This is a genomic window from Microbacterium sp. R86528 (assembly GCF_044596335.1).
GTDB lineage: Bacteria > Actinomycetota > Actinomycetes > Actinomycetales > Microbacteriaceae > Microbacterium > Microbacterium marmarense.
The window spans coordinates 921,176-936,039 of record NZ_CP138996.1 but is presented as its reverse complement, the minus strand read 5'-3'; the positions used below and the strand labels follow the sequence as shown (position 1 = coordinate 936,039).

Sequence of the window (14,864 nt, the reverse complement as noted above, 5' to 3'; positions counted from 1 at the left end):
CATGGTTCGTTTTACAGACGGCGGGGGCGACGATACAGCTGTCGCGGCTTCGGATCTCGCCCCCGTCATCGAGCTCTTCCCCGGTTCGTCGGCTTCGTCGGCTTCGCCGTCTTCGCTGGTCGACACTCGCAGCGAAGACGAGGTGTGCGAAGCAGCGGAGAACCAGCTTCTGCGAAAGTTGCGTTCACGATCTCTCTCCGTGGCTGAAGCGCGGGCCGTCCTTCGCGATCACGAGATCAGCGAACACCACGTCGAAGAGCTGATCGAGAAGTTCGAGAGGCTGAGTTACCTCGACGACACCGTCCTTGCCGAACATCTCGTGTACATGGGCGCGGAGCGCAAAGGCCAAGGTCGTGGCGCTATTGCGCAGACCCTCAGCAAGCGAGGCATCGCGCGCGACGTCGCAGAAGAGGTGCTGAGCACACTCGGCGATGACGAGGCCGAGCGTGCGTTGGAGTTCGCTCGAAGTCGCGCGTCGCGAATGTCATCGCTTGAGGACGATGTTGCCCTGCGACGACTACACGGCCAGCTGGCCAGGCGAGGATTCGGCGGCCACGTTGCGATGACCGCCGCTCGCACCGCGCTAGACGAGTTGCGACGCGCTTCCTCGGGCGTTCGATTCAGCTAGCTTCGTCGCGTCCTTTGCCTACGTTCTAGGGCAGATAGTCGCCACCGGGTGCGGGCCTCAGCCGGTACACACTCTCGGCTCGTAGAATGGCATACATCATGTCGACCCCATCAAGTTCCCCGACGTTGATCGCGCCTTCCGAGGCAGCTGTCGGCGTCGATGGCCGAACCCGCACCTATGAAGTGCGCACCTTCGGTTGCCAGATGAATGTTCACGACTCCGAGCGGCTTTCCGGCTCGCTCGACAGCGCTGGTTATGTGCGAGCAGATCCAGGCGTCGAGGCAGACGTCATCGTCATCAATACCTGCGCAGTGCGCGACAACGCGGCGGGCAAGCTCTATGGAACGCTCGGCCATTTGAAGTCCCGCAAAGACAAGCACGAGGGCATGCAGATCGCCGTTGGCGGCTGCATGGCTCAGATGGACAAAGATGCCGTGCAGACGAAAGCACCCTGGGTTGATGTGGTCTTCGGAACACACAACATGGGTTCGCTGCCGAGTCTGCTCGAACGCGCCCGCCACAACGGAGAAGCCGAATTCGAGATTCTCGAGTCGCTCGAGGTGTTCCCCTCGACTCTCCCCACCAAGCGTGAGAGCGTCTACAGCGGCTGGGTATCGATTTCCGTCGGATGCAACAACACTTGCACGTTCTGCATCGTTCCCAGCTTGCGCGGAAAAGAGAAGGATCGCCGCCCCGGCGACATTCTCAACGAGATCCGCCTGCTTGTCGAAGACGGTGCTACCGAAGTGACCCTCCTGGGGCAGAACGTCAACTCCTACGGAGTCGAGTTCGGTGATCGCCTGGCATTCGGCAAGCTGCTCCGCGCGGCAGGCGCAATTGAGGGGCTCGAGCGTATTCGTTTCACCAGCCCGCATCCTGCGGCCTTCACAGACGACGTGATCGATGCGATGGCCGAAACGCCGGCCGTGATGCCCCAGTTGCATATGCCGCTGCAGTCTGGCAGCGATCGGATTCTCAAAGCGATGCGCCGCTCCTACCGCAGCGACAAATTCCTCGGGATCCTTGATCGGGTGCGAGCCCAGATGCCTGACGCTGCCATCACCACCGACATCATCGTCGGGTTCCCCGGCGAGACCGAAGAAGACTTCAACGAGACGATGCGGGTTGTCGAAGCCTCACGCTTCACGAGCGCCTTCACCTTCCAGTACTCGATTCGTGAAGGTACTCCGGCAGCGACAATGCCCGATCAGGTTCCCAAGGAGGTCGTTCAGGAGCGCTACGAGCGTCTGCTGGCCCTGCAGGACCGCATCTCAACCGAAGAGAACCAGAAGCAGGTCGGCCGCGAGGTGCGCGTGCTGGTCTCCACATCAGATGGCAAGAAGGATGCGGCGACGCACCGTCTCACAGGTCGTGCCGAAGACAACAGGCTCGTGCACTTCGAGCTGCCCGAGGGATCGGAGCGCCCGCGGCCGGGCGACGTTGTCACCGTCGTCGTGACCCACGCGGCTCCGTACCACCTGCTGGCAGATTCACCCGATGGTGCCCCCCTGCGCATCCGCCGCACACGATCCGGCGACGCGTGGGATCGCACCCAAGCAGAGTCCTGCGGCGTGCCGTCTTCTGCATCCGCTGACGCGGCGCCCCGCGCGGTGTCGCTCGGTCTTCCCTCGCTGCGCGTGGGGGAGTGAGCGGCCTGCCGTCCGCGCCCAACGCGCTCCAGACCACCTCGGTTGCAGTGTGGGGTGTTGTCGGTGCAACAGGCACAGGCAAGACTGCGCTATCGCTGAACCTGGCTGAAGCCCTCGCGCGGGCCGGAAGGCCGGCCGAGATTGTGAACGCCGATGCGATGCAGCTGTACCGCGGAATGAATATCGGTACGGCAAAGCTCCCGCCTCACGAGCGCCGCGGAATCGCCCATCACCTCTTCGACTCGCTCGCTGTCACCGAAGAGGCTGCCGTGGCCTGGTACCAGCCGACAGCACGCGAAGCAATCACTGACATCCACGCGCGAGGTGCGGATGCGATCTTGGTTGGCGGCTCGGGGCTCTACGTTTCGAGCGTCATCTTCGATTTCCAGTTTCCCCCGCACGACGAAGCGTTACGCGCCGAACTTGAAGCCGAGTTGACGACGCACGGCCCTGGGGTGCTTTTTGCGAGACTCCGCGCGGCCGATCCCGTGACCGCCGCACGAATAGATCCCAAGAACGGCCGCCGCGTCGTGCGCGCACTCGAAGTGCTCGCTCAAGGCTCCACAACTCACGGAGCAGCCCTTCCCGAGGCTCCGGCGCTCTGGCATGAACACACGCGCCTTATCGGCGTAGCGGTGCCACGCGAAGAGCTGGTACCGCGTCTCGACGCGCGGGTCGAGGCGATGTGGCAGCACGGGATTCTCGACGAGGTGACGAAGCTTCGTGAGCAAGGGCTTGAGCAGGGGGTTACCGCGCGGCGCGCGATCGGCTACGCGCAGGCTCTTGCACAGTTGCAAGGCGAACTCACCCAGGCCGAGGCGATAGCGCAGACGCAGGCGCTCACGCGGCGCTATGCCCGCCGCCAGGTGTCATGGTTCAAACGGTACTCGCAGCTCCAGTGGGTACAGCCCGAGCACCCGGTGCAACGGCTGCTTGACGACGCGTCATAGCGAAGCCCCGCCAGATAGCGAGTAGGCGGGCGACCGGTATCCGCCCGGCGACTGCCTAGACTTGAGCCATGCCATCCATCGCGTTTACCAAAGGTCACGGCACCGGCAACGATTTCGTGATCGTCTCCGATCCCGATGGGCAACTGTCGCTGAGCGACGACCAGATTGCAGTGTTGTGTGACCGCCGATTCGGAATCGGTGCCGACGGCATTCTGCGAGTAATCCGATCTCGCGCAATCGACGAGGGTGCGGAGGCTGCAGCATCCGGAGCCGAGTGGTTCATGGACTACCGCAACGCCGATGGATCCAAGGCGGAGATGTGCGGTAACGGCATCCGCGTGTTCGTCCACTACCTGGTGCAGGCAGGGTTCGTGACGCTCGGTGCCGAACCGCTCGAGATCGGCACACGCTCGGGCGTCAAGGCCGTCACACGCGCGGACAACGGCTATGAGGTCGACCTGGGTGCGTGGACGGTCGACACCGCTGAGGTGCTCGTACGCGTTCGCGGTGGGGGAGCGCCTCGCCCCGGCCTTGGCATCGATGTCGGAAACCCACACGTCGTGGTCGCATTGCCCGACGAAGATGAACTCACTGGCATCGACCTTGCGGCGCAGCCGCAGATGCACCCAGAACCGGCGCACGGGGCGAACATCGAGTTCGTGGTGCCGGGCGATCCGCTGGTGCACAACGGCGTCGCGTCGATCACCATGCGCGTCTTTGAGCGCGGTGTCGGAGAGACTCTGAGCTGCGGCACGGGGGTGGCGTCAGCGGCGCTCGCCGTGCGGCACTGGGCGGGTCCGGCGGCGCCCGACCACTGGAGCGTCACGGTGCCCGGCGGCACCCTCGGGGTTCGCATGTCCTACGTCGGAAGCGAGCAGCATGTGCTGCTCTCGGGACCAGCGACCCTCGTGTATTCAGGTGAGGTCGCGCTCGCGTAGCGATCAGCTACGGCAACGCGATTGGTTCGCTCACCGGCGAGCCATGGTGCCTGACCTTCAGCACTCTGAAGCCTTTGGCGGTCGACGAGCGGTGCACGCTGAAGCCGGTTTCGAACGTCGCTGCGAGCCAGCGCTGCAGTGAGTCTGAGCCGAGGTTTCGCTGTACCACCAGCCAAGCATCCGATCGCTCTTCCAAGCGTGGAATCCACCGCTTCATCAGGGCGTGCAATTCGTTCTTTCCCACACGGATGGGTGGGTTCGAACGGATGGTGCGAAAAACGACGTCATCGGGAACATCGTCGGGCAGCACCGCGTTGACATTCGACAGACCGTGTTCTTGGGCGTTCTGACGAACCAGATCAAGGGCACGTTCATTCACATCCACAGCCCACACTGTGGCGTGCGGCGCTTGCATTGCGAGCGTTAGCGAGATCGGCCCCCACCCGCACCCAAGATCGAGCAGATTGCCCCCGGGCGGGGGAGGCGGGGTGTGCGAAAGCAACACCGCCGTACCGGTATCGACGTGGTCGGGACTGAAAATTCCCCCGGCTGTCGTCACGGCAACCTCGTGGCCGTCGAGCGTCACGTTGATGCGGCGAAGTTTCTCAGCACTGCCGGGTGACGCGCTGAAGTAGTGGTCACTGCCCATGGCTTCAGATCGTAGCGGAGGTAACGCTCAGTGCGGGAGGCTAGAGTTACGGATGCTACTGGAGAGGCACAACGAAAGGAACCCATGACCGATACCACCGCACCGACAGACACAGACGACACCACGATTGATCCGGTGGACCGAGTGCTGGCACGCGCCGAGGCGCGTTCGGGTGTGCGAGTGTTCGGTGGGGCGCAGGCGCTGCAAGACGACGCCACGGTCGGTCACACCTCCAACGACGGAGACCAGTGGGATCGAGAAGAACGGGCTGCACTTCGTCGCATTCCTGGCCTTTCCACCGAACTCGAAGATGTCACCGAGGTCGAGTACCGCCAGCTTCGACTCGAGAACGTCGTTCTCGTCGGGGTCCATCCCCAGGGCGACCAAGAAGACGCCGAGAACTCGTTGCGTGAACTCGCGGCGTTGGCCGAAACAGCGGGGGCTGTGGTGCTCGACGCAGTCCTTCAACGCCGGCCCCACCCCGATCCAGCGACGTATATCGGCAGCGGCAAAGCTGAAGAGCTGCGCGGCATCGTCGCGGCAGTGGGAGCTGACACCGTCATCGCCGACACGGAGCTAGCACCAAGCCAGCGTCGCGCGCTTGAAGATGTCGTCAAGGTCAAGGTGATCGACCGCACCACGGTGATTCTTGACATTTTCAGCCAGCACGCGAAGAGCCGGGAGGGCAAAGCTCAGGTCGAGCTTGCGCAGCTCGAGTACCTGCTCCCGCGTCTGCGCGGTTGGGGAGACTCGATGAGCCGCCAGGCTGGTGGCCAGGTGGGCGCCGGCGGCGCCGGTATGGGCTCTCGCGGCCCCGGCGAGACCAAGATCGAGCTCGATCGGCGTCGGATTCGAACGAAGATGGCGCAGCTTCGGCGCCAGATCCGAGATTTCGCACCGGCTCGCGATGCCAAGCGTGCTGAACGCAAGCGCAATACGATCCCTTCCGTTGCAATCGCCGGCTACACCAACGCCGGAAAATCTAGCCTGCTCAACCGCCTGACCAGCGCCGGTGTCTTGGTAGAGAACGCGCTGTTCGCGACTCTGGATGCAACAGTGCGGCGTTCTATCACCGCAGACGGGCGCATCTACACCCTCACGGACACGGTGGGATTCGTGCGCAACCTGCCGCATCAACTGGTCGAAGCATTCCGTTCAACCCTCGAAGAAGTGGGCGCATCCGATGTCATTGTGCACGTGGTCGACGGCTCGCACCCCGACCCTGCCGCTCAGCTCGCCACCGTGCGTGACGTTATCGGCGACGTCGGGGCACGTGACCTTCCCGAACTTGTCGTCTTCAATAAGGCCGACCTGATCGATGAAGACACGCGGCTGGTACTGCGTGGTCTGGAACCGAAATCGGTTTTCGTCTCGTCGCGCTCTGGCGAGGGAATCGACGAACTGCGCGCAGCAATCGAAGCCGCGCTGCCGCTACCGGCCGTCGAACTGAACCTTCTCGTTCCTTACGACAGAGGAGATTTGATCTCGGCTATTCACGAGCACGGCATGATTCTCGACCAGCGTCACGAAGAGACCGGTACCGCGATTCACGTGCGCGTGGGAAGTCACCTCGCCGCGCGGCTCGCCGAATTCGTGCAGTAGTCCGGCGCGAACCTAGTCGAGTTCGATCGGCGGAACATCGGCCGGCGCGAAGTCAAAGACAGCACCGATGAAGGCGATCTCGGCTTCGAGGGTCGCCTCGATGGTCTCGGCGCGGCGGAAGCCATGGCCTTCTCCCTCGAAGGCGAGGTAAGCGTGCGCGATACCCGCGGTGGCAAGAGCATCACGCACTGCCTCGGATTGAGACGGTGGCACCACGAGATCATCCAGTCCCTGCTCGATCAGCAGCGGCGTCGTGAACTGGTCGAGGCGCGACAGCGGCGAGCGATCGATGTACAGCTGCTCAGCTCCGGGCAGCGGTCCGACCATGCTGTCGAGATAGCGCGCTTCAAAGTCGTGAGTGTCTTCGGCGAGACGGCGCAGGTCGGCAACGCCGTATCGGCTGATCCCCGCCCCGAAGACATCTGATTGCGCGAGCGCGCACAGCACTGTCCACCCACCCGCGGATCCGCCCGCGATAGCAAGCCGATGCGGATCGGCAATGCCCGCTTCGGCGAGCCCTTGAGCGGCCGCGATCACATCCTCCACGTCTACGACGCCCCACTGCCCGAGTAGTCGTTCTCGATACTCACGCCCATAGCCCGTAGAACCGCCATAGTTCACATCGAGCACGCCGATTCCGCGGCTGGTCAAGTAGGCGATCTTTCCGGATGCTGCTCCACCCACATGGCTTGTCGGACCACCGTGCACGAACACGACGTATGGTGGTCGCTCGTTGACTGGCGCGAGCACGTTCGGGTTGGTCGGCGGAAAATCGAAGGAGTACACCGGGCCACGTGCGCCCTCAACGACGAATGGGCGCGCGCGCGGCATCCACTCTTTGACCCACGCCGGTGCGCCACCGGCAACTCGCTCGGCGCGCTCTGGCTGATCGACGTCAACGCGCCAGATGGTCGCGCTGCCGTCGGCTCCCGACGTCGAGATCAGCACTTCATGGCCTCGGGCCGCTTCGATGACCGTGTTGGCCATGACATCGATTGGCAGGGCAGTCGCGGTGCCGTCGGGGTCGATCACCACTACTTCGTCGCTGCCGTTGGTTCGAATGGCCACTATGCGGCCATCAGCCAGCACCCCAAACCAGCGCAGCCCCAGTACCCACAATCCGCCGCCGGTGTCGGCGTTCGCCGGCGCGAGCGCACGAGCAGCGGCGCCGTCTGGGCCCGGGGCGACGCGCATGAGGTTCCAACGCCCTGATTCGTCGTCGGTGTAGGTGAGTTCCGCGAGAGAGGTCCATACGGGCTGCAGGGGCGCGCTGCCGTTTCCGCCCGCAACCGTGATGAAATCGTCGAGGCTCGCCGCCAGCTGCTTCACCCGCAACTGGGTTTCGTCCCACGGCATGTGGGGGTGATCCCACGCGATCCATGCCAGCATCGTGCCGTCTGGTGACAGCGCGGGTTGCGCAACGAACGTGCTGTGGCTCGCGAGGACTGTGACAGCGCTTCCGTCGCGATCCGCAGAGGCATCCATTGAGATCTCTACGATGTCGCGCAGCGGAGTGGGTGAATCACCGTGCGTTTCACGGATTGCCAATAGCCGGCCGTGCTGCACGCTCAGTCCGCCGAAGCGATAGCCTCCCGACTCTGGCGTGAGGGCTCGCGGGTCGCCGCCCGGGCGCACGAGCCAGACACGCTGATCCGTCTTCTCTACGAACACGAGCACACCGTCTTCGCACGCCGCCCAGGCGCCACCGCCGTACTCGTGCACGCTCGAGCGAGCATTCCATGGTGCAACGAGCAACGATTCTGGGGGCGTTGTGGCCGTTCGCCGCATCACCGTCGTGCGTCCGCCTTCAGCCGCGACGGACTGCCCCCACCACACGTCATCGCCGACGTACTGGGCGCCTTCAAGGCGCGGAGATGCCGTCGAGACAGAAGCTGCGGTGAGCGGAGACGGCCAAGTGCCGTAGGCGAGCGAAGTAGTCACTCTTCCACGGTAGGCGAAAGCGAAACACGGTGACACATGCCGCGACGCACGTCATCCCGTCCGCTACCTTGGAACCATCGTCGCCTGACGTCTTCTTCCCTGGAACGCCGACGGCAATGGAGCGACAGCCGAGCCCGGCATCCGCCCGCGATGGCACAGCTCGGCGGCTTTCGCTCGGGTGTATGTCCGCGGCCGTCCGGCCCGTAATCGTCCTCTTACCCGAAGATCACCCCATGTCAATCGACCTGAGCGCACCACCCGTGCCGATATCTTTTGAGGTGTACCCGCCCCGCTCCGAGGCGGCGTGGCCGAAGCTTCATCAGACGATTCAACGACTGGCTACGGTCAACCCGCGGTTCATCTCAGTCACCTATGGCGCCGGGGGCACGACGGGTGGGCGTTCGCTCGAACTGCTGAGCCACATCCTCAATGAGACGCATGTGGAGCCGCTCGCCCACCTGACCTGCGTAGGCAGCACATACGAGACGACGAACGCCCTGATTCGCGAATTTCTCGATGCAGGAATCGGGAGCTTCCTGGCATTGCGGGGTGACCCGCCCCCGGGCGTCAGTGAAGACGATCAATTCTTGGGTGACCTCGAAAGCGCAGCGCAGCTTGTGCAGCTCATCGATCGGGTGCAGGCAGAGCGCACGCCGTATCGCGAAGAACCTGTGCCTGGCGTACCTGGTGCCGCGCGAGTCGCTCGTCGCGACAACATCGACATCGCTGTGGCAGCGTTCCCGAATGGGCACCCACGCTCGCGCTATGCCAACGAGCACATCGAGGCTCTCCTTGCAAAGCAAGCGGCGGGAGCAACTCTCGCTATTACGCAGCTGTTCTTCCACGCTGATGACTACCTCTCTTTCGTTCAACGTTCGAGAGCAGCTGGCGTGACCATTCCGATCCTGCCGGGCATCATGCCGGTTACTACGCCGGCTCGGCTGCGCCGCACCATCGAGTTGAGCGGCGAACCGATGCCCGCTGAACTGTCCGTTGCGCTCGAGGTCGAGCCGACGCCCGAAGGGCAGCAGCAGATCGGGATTGCGCATGCATCAGCTCTGGTGCGTGAGGTGCTCGCAGGCGGAGCGCCGGGGATTCACCTCTACGCGTTCAACAATCACGACACCGTGCTCGCAGTGCTTCGCGATGCCGGCGTGACCACCGACGGCTGAGTGACCAGAAAAGAGGCGGATGCTGCAGCGTCTAGGCTGCGGCATCCGCCTCCTTCGGCTTGCTACGACAGCTTCTGAGTCTGAGCGTCGCTCGGCGTGACGGTGGCCAGCTCTGCGCTCGCAGCGTCTGGCACGGTGTCGTCGAGGACCAGAGTGTCGCCCTCTCCGGCAGGATCGTCGAGGCCAGTCGGCAACGACGCCACCGCGTCATCGGGGGTTCGCTGCACCAGTGTCGCGGCGAGCCAGGCTGCAAGTGCGAGCACCACTACCAACACGATGTCGCCGATCGACAGCGGTCGCAACGCGAACACAAGCAACACAGCGAGTACGAGGATGATGGCGCGCACCAGCAGCCGCTGCTGGTACATCCACTCGCCGAATCGGCCGGTATTCATACCGCTGCGCTGCAGCGAACCGCGTGCCGAAGTCGAGAGGGTCGCGCTGAAAGCGCGGGCTCGTGCGGCGTGACGCGATCGTCCCGCCATCCAGCCTGACAAAGCGATGATGACTCCGAGGAAGGTAAGAACGACAGCCGTGTCTTGCATCGCCCCGACCACGGCGTAGAAGATTGTGCTCAGCGTGGTGCTCGGAATGCCCACGGCAGAGGCGTTGAGGTCCAGCACGGCATTTGCGCCGGCGAACCCGGCGGCGAGAAGGCCAGAGCCGATCGCAATCGCGATGCCCGTGCCCAGCACTGCGACCGAGCGATGGCGGGCAAGCGCAATGCCGATCGCGAAGAGCGCGAGGCAGATCACCGGCAGCCACCAGCCCACTGCGACAGCGATCGCATATATGGTGCCTACCAACACCAGTGCATCGCTTTGCACGATATCGATTGAGGTCGAAATCGCGGGAATCAAACTTGCGACACCGATTCCCTGGTCGATCATCTGCGACTTGAGCTCTTCGACGATGGGACCGAGCTGAATGGCGAGGGTGCCATCGTTGGCGATCGTGACGACGCCATCAGTATCGTCTGCCGTGGCGGTCGCTATCAATGCACGGTGGCTCGCTACCAGAGCCGTACGCCATACGTTCGCGAACGCGTCTGATTCGACGGCTCTCGTCACCCCGGTCTCTATCAGGCTCTCGACGCCGGATGCTGCCGGGGCACGAAGCAGATCAAGCGCGGTGAGCGCGGCAGGCGGAAGGTCGAGGGTCGCGATCCCGTCGAACAAGCTATCGGTGTAGGTCTCGACGTCGATCGAGGCATCGATGGCGGTGACCGCTTCATCGATGATCAGAGCCTGCACGCCTGGGTCATCGGCGAGTGGTGCAAAGGTGGCAACGAAAGCATCTTCGCTGACGAGTTCCACGCGCGCCCAGCTGGCCACGACCGACACCGGCACCATGAAGCCGGCGAGGATGATGCAAAAGGCCGACAGCGCAGCGCGCCACCATCCCGCTCGCGACCTGGCAGGCTTCGCCGGCCCCGTGGCAACGGGTTCTGATGATGCTGTCTTGAGAGCTGCGTTCTCTTGACGCAACTCCTCTAACTCAGCGCGTAGCTTCTCGACCTCTGATGCCATGGCGTGCCCCCTAAGAATCTTGGTGACGCCAGACTAGTGGAGGGGGTTAGACAGCGCGTAACACCGCAACCACTTTGCCGAGAACGACGGCATCGTCGCCCAAAATCGGTTCGAACGCGGAGTTGCGTGGCAGCAGCCACGTGTGGCCGTCTCGCTGACGAAAGGTTTTGACGGTTGCCTCATCGTCCAGCATGGCGGCAACGATGTCGCCATTGTCTGCAACGTTCTGCGAGCGCACGACTACCCAGTCGCCGTCGCAGATGGCGGCATCGATCATCGAGTCGCCTGAAACCTTGAGCATGAACAGCTCGCCCTTGCCGACGAGCTGACGAGGAAGAGGGAAGATCTCTTCGACGTGCTGTTCGGCGGTGATCGGCACGCCTGCCGCGATGCGCCCGACCAGCGGAACCATCGCGGCGTCACCGACAGTAGGTGCGCTGTCGGCGGGATTCTCGGTGGCGGTGCCGGGCAGGTCGATGAGCACTTCCATCGCGCGGGTCTTTCCGGCATCGCGACGCAGGTATCCGCTCAACTCCAGCTGGTTGAGCTGGTGGGTGACGCTAGAGAGCGATTTCAGGCCGACGGCGTCGCCGATTTCCCGCATGCTCGGCGGATACCCGTTGCGCGCGATCGCACGCTGGATAACTTCGAGGATCGCCATCTGCTTGTCGCTGAGGCTCTTGCGCCGACGGGTTTGCGGCTTCTCGCGCCCACTCGCATCGCTCATCTTCGGCTCCTGTCTGGTTTCTCCGGCAGCCGTGACCAGCATCGGTCTTCGAATGTCGGAGGGTCGTGGTGGGGTTCTCCTATCGAAACCGTATCCGGATTTAGCCCCCGAACGCACGAGCACATGCGCGTGTCGCGTTCGAGAGTCGCAAATCAGAAACGGCACTTGACACCCAATTAGATCGAAGATACGTTCGGAATATAGATTCACATCATGACCACTTGGTCGATCCGCTCCTGCGAATCTTCCACCAGTCGAATCTTCCTGAGTCGAGGAGACCCGCCATGACTACTATCGCCATCACAGCCTTTTCGCCGACCGCGTCAGTCTCAGCGCCGCGAACGTCGAGCCAGCCCACCAAGCTGCGGTTGACCGTGCGTGGACGGCGAGTGTTCGCTGCCATGGCGGCATTGCCGCTCGTGATCGCTTTGAGTATCGCGGTCATCAGTGGCGGTGCGGCAATGGCGTCTCGAGATTCCGGCGTGGCGTCGATCTCTTACGAGAGCGTGACCGTCGGAACCGGCGACTCGCTCTGGTCCATCGCCGAAGAGGTGGCCCCGGCGGCAGACCCGCGCGACGTGGTTGATGCCATCGTGCGGTTGAATGCCCTCGACAGTGCCAACGTTCTTGTCGGTCAGCGACTGGCGGTACCGGCTGAATACTCATCCGGCTCCTAGCCACACGGCCTACGATGGGCCGAGTGAGTGTACGTCTGGAAGATCTGCCCCTCCGCGATGATTTACGCGGCTTGACGCCCTATGGTGCACCGCAGGCGCCGTTGCCGATAGCGCTGAATGTGAACGAAAACACCCATCCCGTGCCGCAAGAGGTCGCGGACGACATCATGGACTCGATCGCGTTAGCACTGCGCGAAGTGAATCGTTATCCCGATCGCGATTTTGTCGCATTGAGAGAAGGTTTCGCGGACTATCTCGGTCACGGATTGACAGCCGAGAACATCTGGGCAGCGAACGGTTCCAACGAGGTGCTGCAGCACGTTCTCCAAGCCTTCGCTGGTCCGGGGCGCAAGACCTTCGGTTTTGCGCCGACGTATTCGATGTATCCGCTGCTCAGTCAAGCCGTCGGGGCGACTTGGCTCGCGGGCAGGCGGGAGGTGGACTATTCGATTTCGGCGACCGACGCCGCCGTTCAGGTGCGCGAGGCGCAACCTGACGTTGTCTTTCTTTGTTCGCCGAACAATCCCACGGGCACACCCGTGAGTCTCGATGTGATCGAGGCGGTGTACGAGGCGTCAACCGGCATCGTCGTGGTCGATGAGGCGTATCACGAGTTCGCGCCGCAAGGGGAGCGCTCTGCGCTTACGCTGCTCCCCGGTCGGGAGAGGCTCATCGTTTCGCGCACGATGAGCAAAGCGTTTGCTTTTGCAGGTGCTCGGGTCGGCTACCTCGCCGCTGACCCTGCCGTCGTCGATGCGTTGCGGCTGGTTCGGTTGCCTTATCACTTGAGCGCTCTTACTCAAGCAGCCGCGAGTGCGGCGCTTCGTCACGCACCGACGATGCTGCAGATGGTTGATGAGATCGTTGCGCAGCGGGATCGAATCTCAGCGACCATCGAAGCACTCGGGTATCGCCCCTACGAATCCTGGTCGAATTTCGTTCTGTTTGGCGATGTCGCTGATCCCGCAGCCCTATGGCAGTCGCTCTACGACCGTGGCGTTTTGATTCGCGACGTCGGGATCCCTCACCACCTGAGAGTTTCGGCCGGCACCGAAGAAGAGACCACCGCGTTCTTGGACGCGTTGGCGTCGATAGGATCAGCGTCATGACCGAAGCTACTTCTCGCGCCCCACGCACGGCATCCATCCGGCGCTCCACGAGCGAGTCATCCGTTGAGCTCGAACTCAACCTCGATGGGAACGGCCGCAGTCACATCGATACGACCGTGCCCTTCTTCGACCACATGCTGACGGCGTTCGCCAAGCACTCGCTCACCGATCTCACCGTGCGCGCATCAGGCGACACTGACATCGACGCACACCACACGGTCGAAGACATATCGATCGTGCTCGGGCAAGCAATTCGCCAGGCACTCGGAGACAAGTCCGGAATTTCTCGCTACGGCGATGCACTCGTTCCGCTCGACGAGGCGCTGGCGCAAGCGGTTGTCGACGTCAGCGGCCGCCCCTACCTGGTGCACACCGGCGAGCCCGTCGGATTTGAGCACCACCTCATCGGCGGCCACTTCACCGGCTCACTCGTGCGCCACACCTTCGAAGCGATCTCGTTCCAAGCGGCGTTGACCGTACACGTTCGGGTTATCTCGGGGCGTGACCCACACCACATCGCCGAAGCGGAATATAAGGCTTTCGCGCGCGCTTTTCGCCAGGCCAAGGCTCTGGACCCGCTCGTCGATGGTATTCCCAGCACGAAGGGCGCTCTGTGACTTCGAAGCCGGTGGTTGCAGTGCTCGACTACGGGTCGGGCAACGTTCACTCCGCGGTGAAAGCGCTGGACGCTGCGGGTGCAGACGCACGGCTGACGTCGGACCGTTCCCTCGTGCTCGAAGCGGACGGATTGCTTGTGCCCGGGGTCGGGGCGTTCAGCGCCGTAGCGAACGCACTTCGCGCGACCCGCAGCGACGAGCTGATCGGTCGTCGGCTCGCCGGAGGGCGTCCTGTACTTGGGATCTGCGTCGGAATGCAGGTGTTGTTCGAACACGGCGTCGAGCGAGGGGCCGACTCCGAGGGCTTAGGGGAGTGGCCCGGTGCGGTAACCGAGTTAGACGCCCCCGTGCTGCCACACATGGGGTGGAACACTGTCACTCCTGATGAGGGGACGCGGCTGTTTCGGGGCATCGAAGACGAGCGCTTCTATTTCGTGCACTCGTTTGCCGCGCAAGAGTGGACGCTCGACGTGCAACCGCCGTTTCCGAAACCCACCTTGACCTGGTGTGACTATGGGGCGCCGTTCCTTGCCGCGGTGGAGAACGGGCCGCTTTCTGCGACCCAGTTCCACCCGGAGAAGTCGGGCGATGCAGGCATCCAATTGCTCTCCAATTGGCTCGACGGGCTCAGCAGGACTACCCTCTGAAATCGTGCCGTCTGCGCAGGTAAATGCCT

The 14,864-nt window shown here is 63.3% G+C and carries 14 protein-coding genes; 10 read left to right on the top strand and 4 right to left on the bottom strand.

Features of this window, described 5'->3' with window-relative positions:
• Position 1: 1 nt before the first annotated feature.
• The 4 genes from SJY18_RS04595 (at position 2) to dapF (ending at position 4,165) form a co-directional block, all read left to right on the top strand.
• A complete protein-coding gene (locus tag SJY18_RS04595) occupies positions 2-628 on the top strand; it encodes a regulatory protein RecX (RefSeq protein WP_396668548.1) in 627 nt (208 codons plus the stop codon).
• Between the two features lie 98 nt (positions 629-726).
• Positions 727-2,277, top strand: a complete 1,551-nt coding sequence (gene miaB, locus SJY18_RS04590; RefSeq protein WP_337338920.1) for a tRNA (N6-isopentenyl adenosine(37)-C2)-methylthiotransferase MiaB — start codon at positions 727-729, stop codon at positions 2,275-2,277.
• A 5-nt stretch (positions 2,278-2,282) separates the two neighbouring features.
• On the top strand, positions 2,283-3,227 hold the full coding sequence (gene miaA, locus SJY18_RS04585; RefSeq protein WP_396668879.1) for a tRNA (adenosine(37)-N6)-dimethylallyltransferase MiaA: 945 nt from the start codon (positions 2,283-2,285) through the stop codon (positions 3,225-3,227).
• 68 nt (positions 3,228-3,295) lie between these two features.
• Positions 3,296-4,165 (top strand): diaminopimelate epimerase, encoded by an 870-nt coding sequence (gene dapF, locus SJY18_RS04580; protein ID WP_396668547.1) that lies wholly within the window; start codon positions 3,296-3,298, stop codon positions 4,163-4,165.
• A gap of 7 nt (positions 4,166-4,172) precedes the next feature.
• On the opposite strand, the gene SJY18_RS04575 is transcribed toward dapF, so the two are convergent.
• Positions 4,173-4,814 (bottom strand): class I SAM-dependent methyltransferase, encoded by a 642-nt coding sequence (locus tag SJY18_RS04575; protein ID WP_396668546.1) that lies wholly within the window; start codon positions 4,812-4,814, stop codon positions 4,173-4,175.
• An 84-nt stretch (positions 4,815-4,898) separates the two neighbouring features.
• Between SJY18_RS04575 and hflX the strand changes: the two genes are divergently transcribed.
• Positions 4,899-6,416 carry a GTPase HflX gene (gene hflX / locus SJY18_RS04570; protein ID WP_337338721.1) on the top strand — a complete coding sequence of 506 codons (1,518 nt, stop codon included), beginning with the start codon at positions 4,899-4,901 and terminating at the stop codon, positions 6,414-6,416.
• Positions 6,417-6,428: 12 nt separating this feature from the next.
• Here hflX and SJY18_RS04565 read toward each other — a convergent pair whose 3' ends face one another.
• Positions 6,429-8,357: a prolyl oligopeptidase family serine peptidase gene (locus SJY18_RS04565; RefSeq protein ID WP_396668545.1), complete on the bottom strand. Its 1,929-nt coding sequence runs from the start codon at positions 8,355-8,357 to the stop codon at positions 6,429-6,431.
• Positions 8,358-8,590: 233 nt separating this feature from the next.
• Between SJY18_RS04565 and SJY18_RS04560 the strand changes: the two genes are divergently transcribed.
• Entirely contained in the window at positions 8,591-9,529 is a 939-nt protein-coding gene (locus SJY18_RS04560) for a methylenetetrahydrofolate reductase (RefSeq protein ID WP_396668544.1), read from the top strand.
• 62 nt (positions 9,530-9,591) lie between these two features.
• Here the strand turns inward: SJY18_RS04560 and SJY18_RS04555 are convergent, their stop codons facing one another.
• On the bottom strand, positions 9,592-11,058 hold the full coding sequence (locus tag SJY18_RS04555; RefSeq protein WP_396668543.1) for a hypothetical protein: 1,467 nt from the start codon (positions 11,056-11,058) through the stop codon (positions 9,592-9,594).
• A 46-nt stretch (positions 11,059-11,104) separates the two neighbouring features.
• Entirely contained in the window at positions 11,105-11,785 is a 681-nt protein-coding gene (lexA, locus tag SJY18_RS04550) for a transcriptional repressor LexA (RefSeq protein ID WP_337338717.1), read from the bottom strand.
• Between the two features lie 284 nt (positions 11,786-12,069).
• Between lexA and SJY18_RS04545 the strand changes: the two genes are divergently transcribed.
• Genes SJY18_RS04545 through hisH form a run of 4 tightly spaced genes read left to right on the top strand, consistent with a single transcriptional unit; the run spans position 12,070 to position 14,835 of the window.
• A complete protein-coding gene (locus SJY18_RS04545) occupies positions 12,070-12,462 on the top strand; it encodes a LysM peptidoglycan-binding domain-containing protein (protein ID WP_396668542.1) in 393 nt (130 codons plus the stop codon).
• A 14-nt stretch (positions 12,463-12,476) separates the two neighbouring features.
• Positions 12,477-13,571 (top strand): histidinol-phosphate transaminase, encoded by a 1,095-nt coding sequence (locus SJY18_RS04540; RefSeq protein ID WP_337338715.1) that lies wholly within the window; start codon positions 12,477-12,479, stop codon positions 13,569-13,571.
• The gene (gene hisB / locus SJY18_RS04535; RefSeq protein ID WP_337338714.1) at positions 13,568-14,188 is read left to right on the top strand and encodes an imidazoleglycerol-phosphate dehydratase HisB; all 621 of its coding nucleotides are present in this window, start codon (positions 13,568-13,570) and stop codon (positions 14,186-14,188) included. Before SJY18_RS04540 ends, hisB begins: the two co-directional genes overlap by 4 nt.
• Entirely contained in the window at positions 14,185-14,835 is a 651-nt protein-coding gene (gene hisH / locus SJY18_RS04530) for an imidazole glycerol phosphate synthase subunit HisH (RefSeq protein WP_337338713.1), read from the top strand. The genes hisB and hisH overlap by 4 nt, the downstream gene beginning before the upstream one ends.
• The last annotated feature ends 29 nt before the right edge of the window (positions 14,836-14,864 follow it).

Coding starts and splice junctions, on each gene's coding strand:
- SJY18_RS04595 (WP_396668548.1), top strand. CDS start 2: ATGGTTCGTTTTACAGACGGCGGGGGCGACGATACAGCTGTCGCGGCT.
- miaB (WP_337338920.1), top strand. CDS start 727: ATGTCGACCCCATCAAGTTCCCCGACGTTGATCGCGCCTTCCGAGGCA.
- dapF (WP_396668547.1), top strand. CDS start 3,296: ATGCCATCCATCGCGTTTACCAAAGGTCACGGCACCGGCAACGATTTC.
- SJY18_RS04575 (WP_396668546.1), bottom strand. CDS start 4,814: ATGGGCAGTGACCACTACTTCAGCGCGTCACCCGGCAGTGCTGAGAAA.
- hflX (WP_337338721.1), top strand. CDS start 4,899: ATGACCGATACCACCGCACCGACAGACACAGACGACACCACGATTGAT.
- SJY18_RS04560 (WP_396668544.1), top strand. CDS start 8,591: ATGTCAATCGACCTGAGCGCACCACCCGTGCCGATATCTTTTGAGGTG.
- SJY18_RS04555 (WP_396668543.1), bottom strand. CDS start 11,058: ATGGCATCAGAGGTCGAGAAGCTACGCGCTGAGTTAGAGGAGTTGCGT.
- lexA (WP_337338717.1), bottom strand. CDS start 11,785: ATGAGCGATGCGAGTGGGCGCGAGAAGCCGCAAACCCGTCGGCGCAAG.
- SJY18_RS04545 (WP_396668542.1), top strand. CDS start 12,070: ATGACTACTATCGCCATCACAGCCTTTTCGCCGACCGCGTCAGTCTCA.
- SJY18_RS04540 (WP_337338715.1), top strand. CDS start 12,477: ATGGGCCGAGTGAGTGTACGTCTGGAAGATCTGCCCCTCCGCGATGAT.
- hisB (WP_337338714.1), top strand. CDS start 13,568: ATGACCGAAGCTACTTCTCGCGCCCCACGCACGGCATCCATCCGGCGC.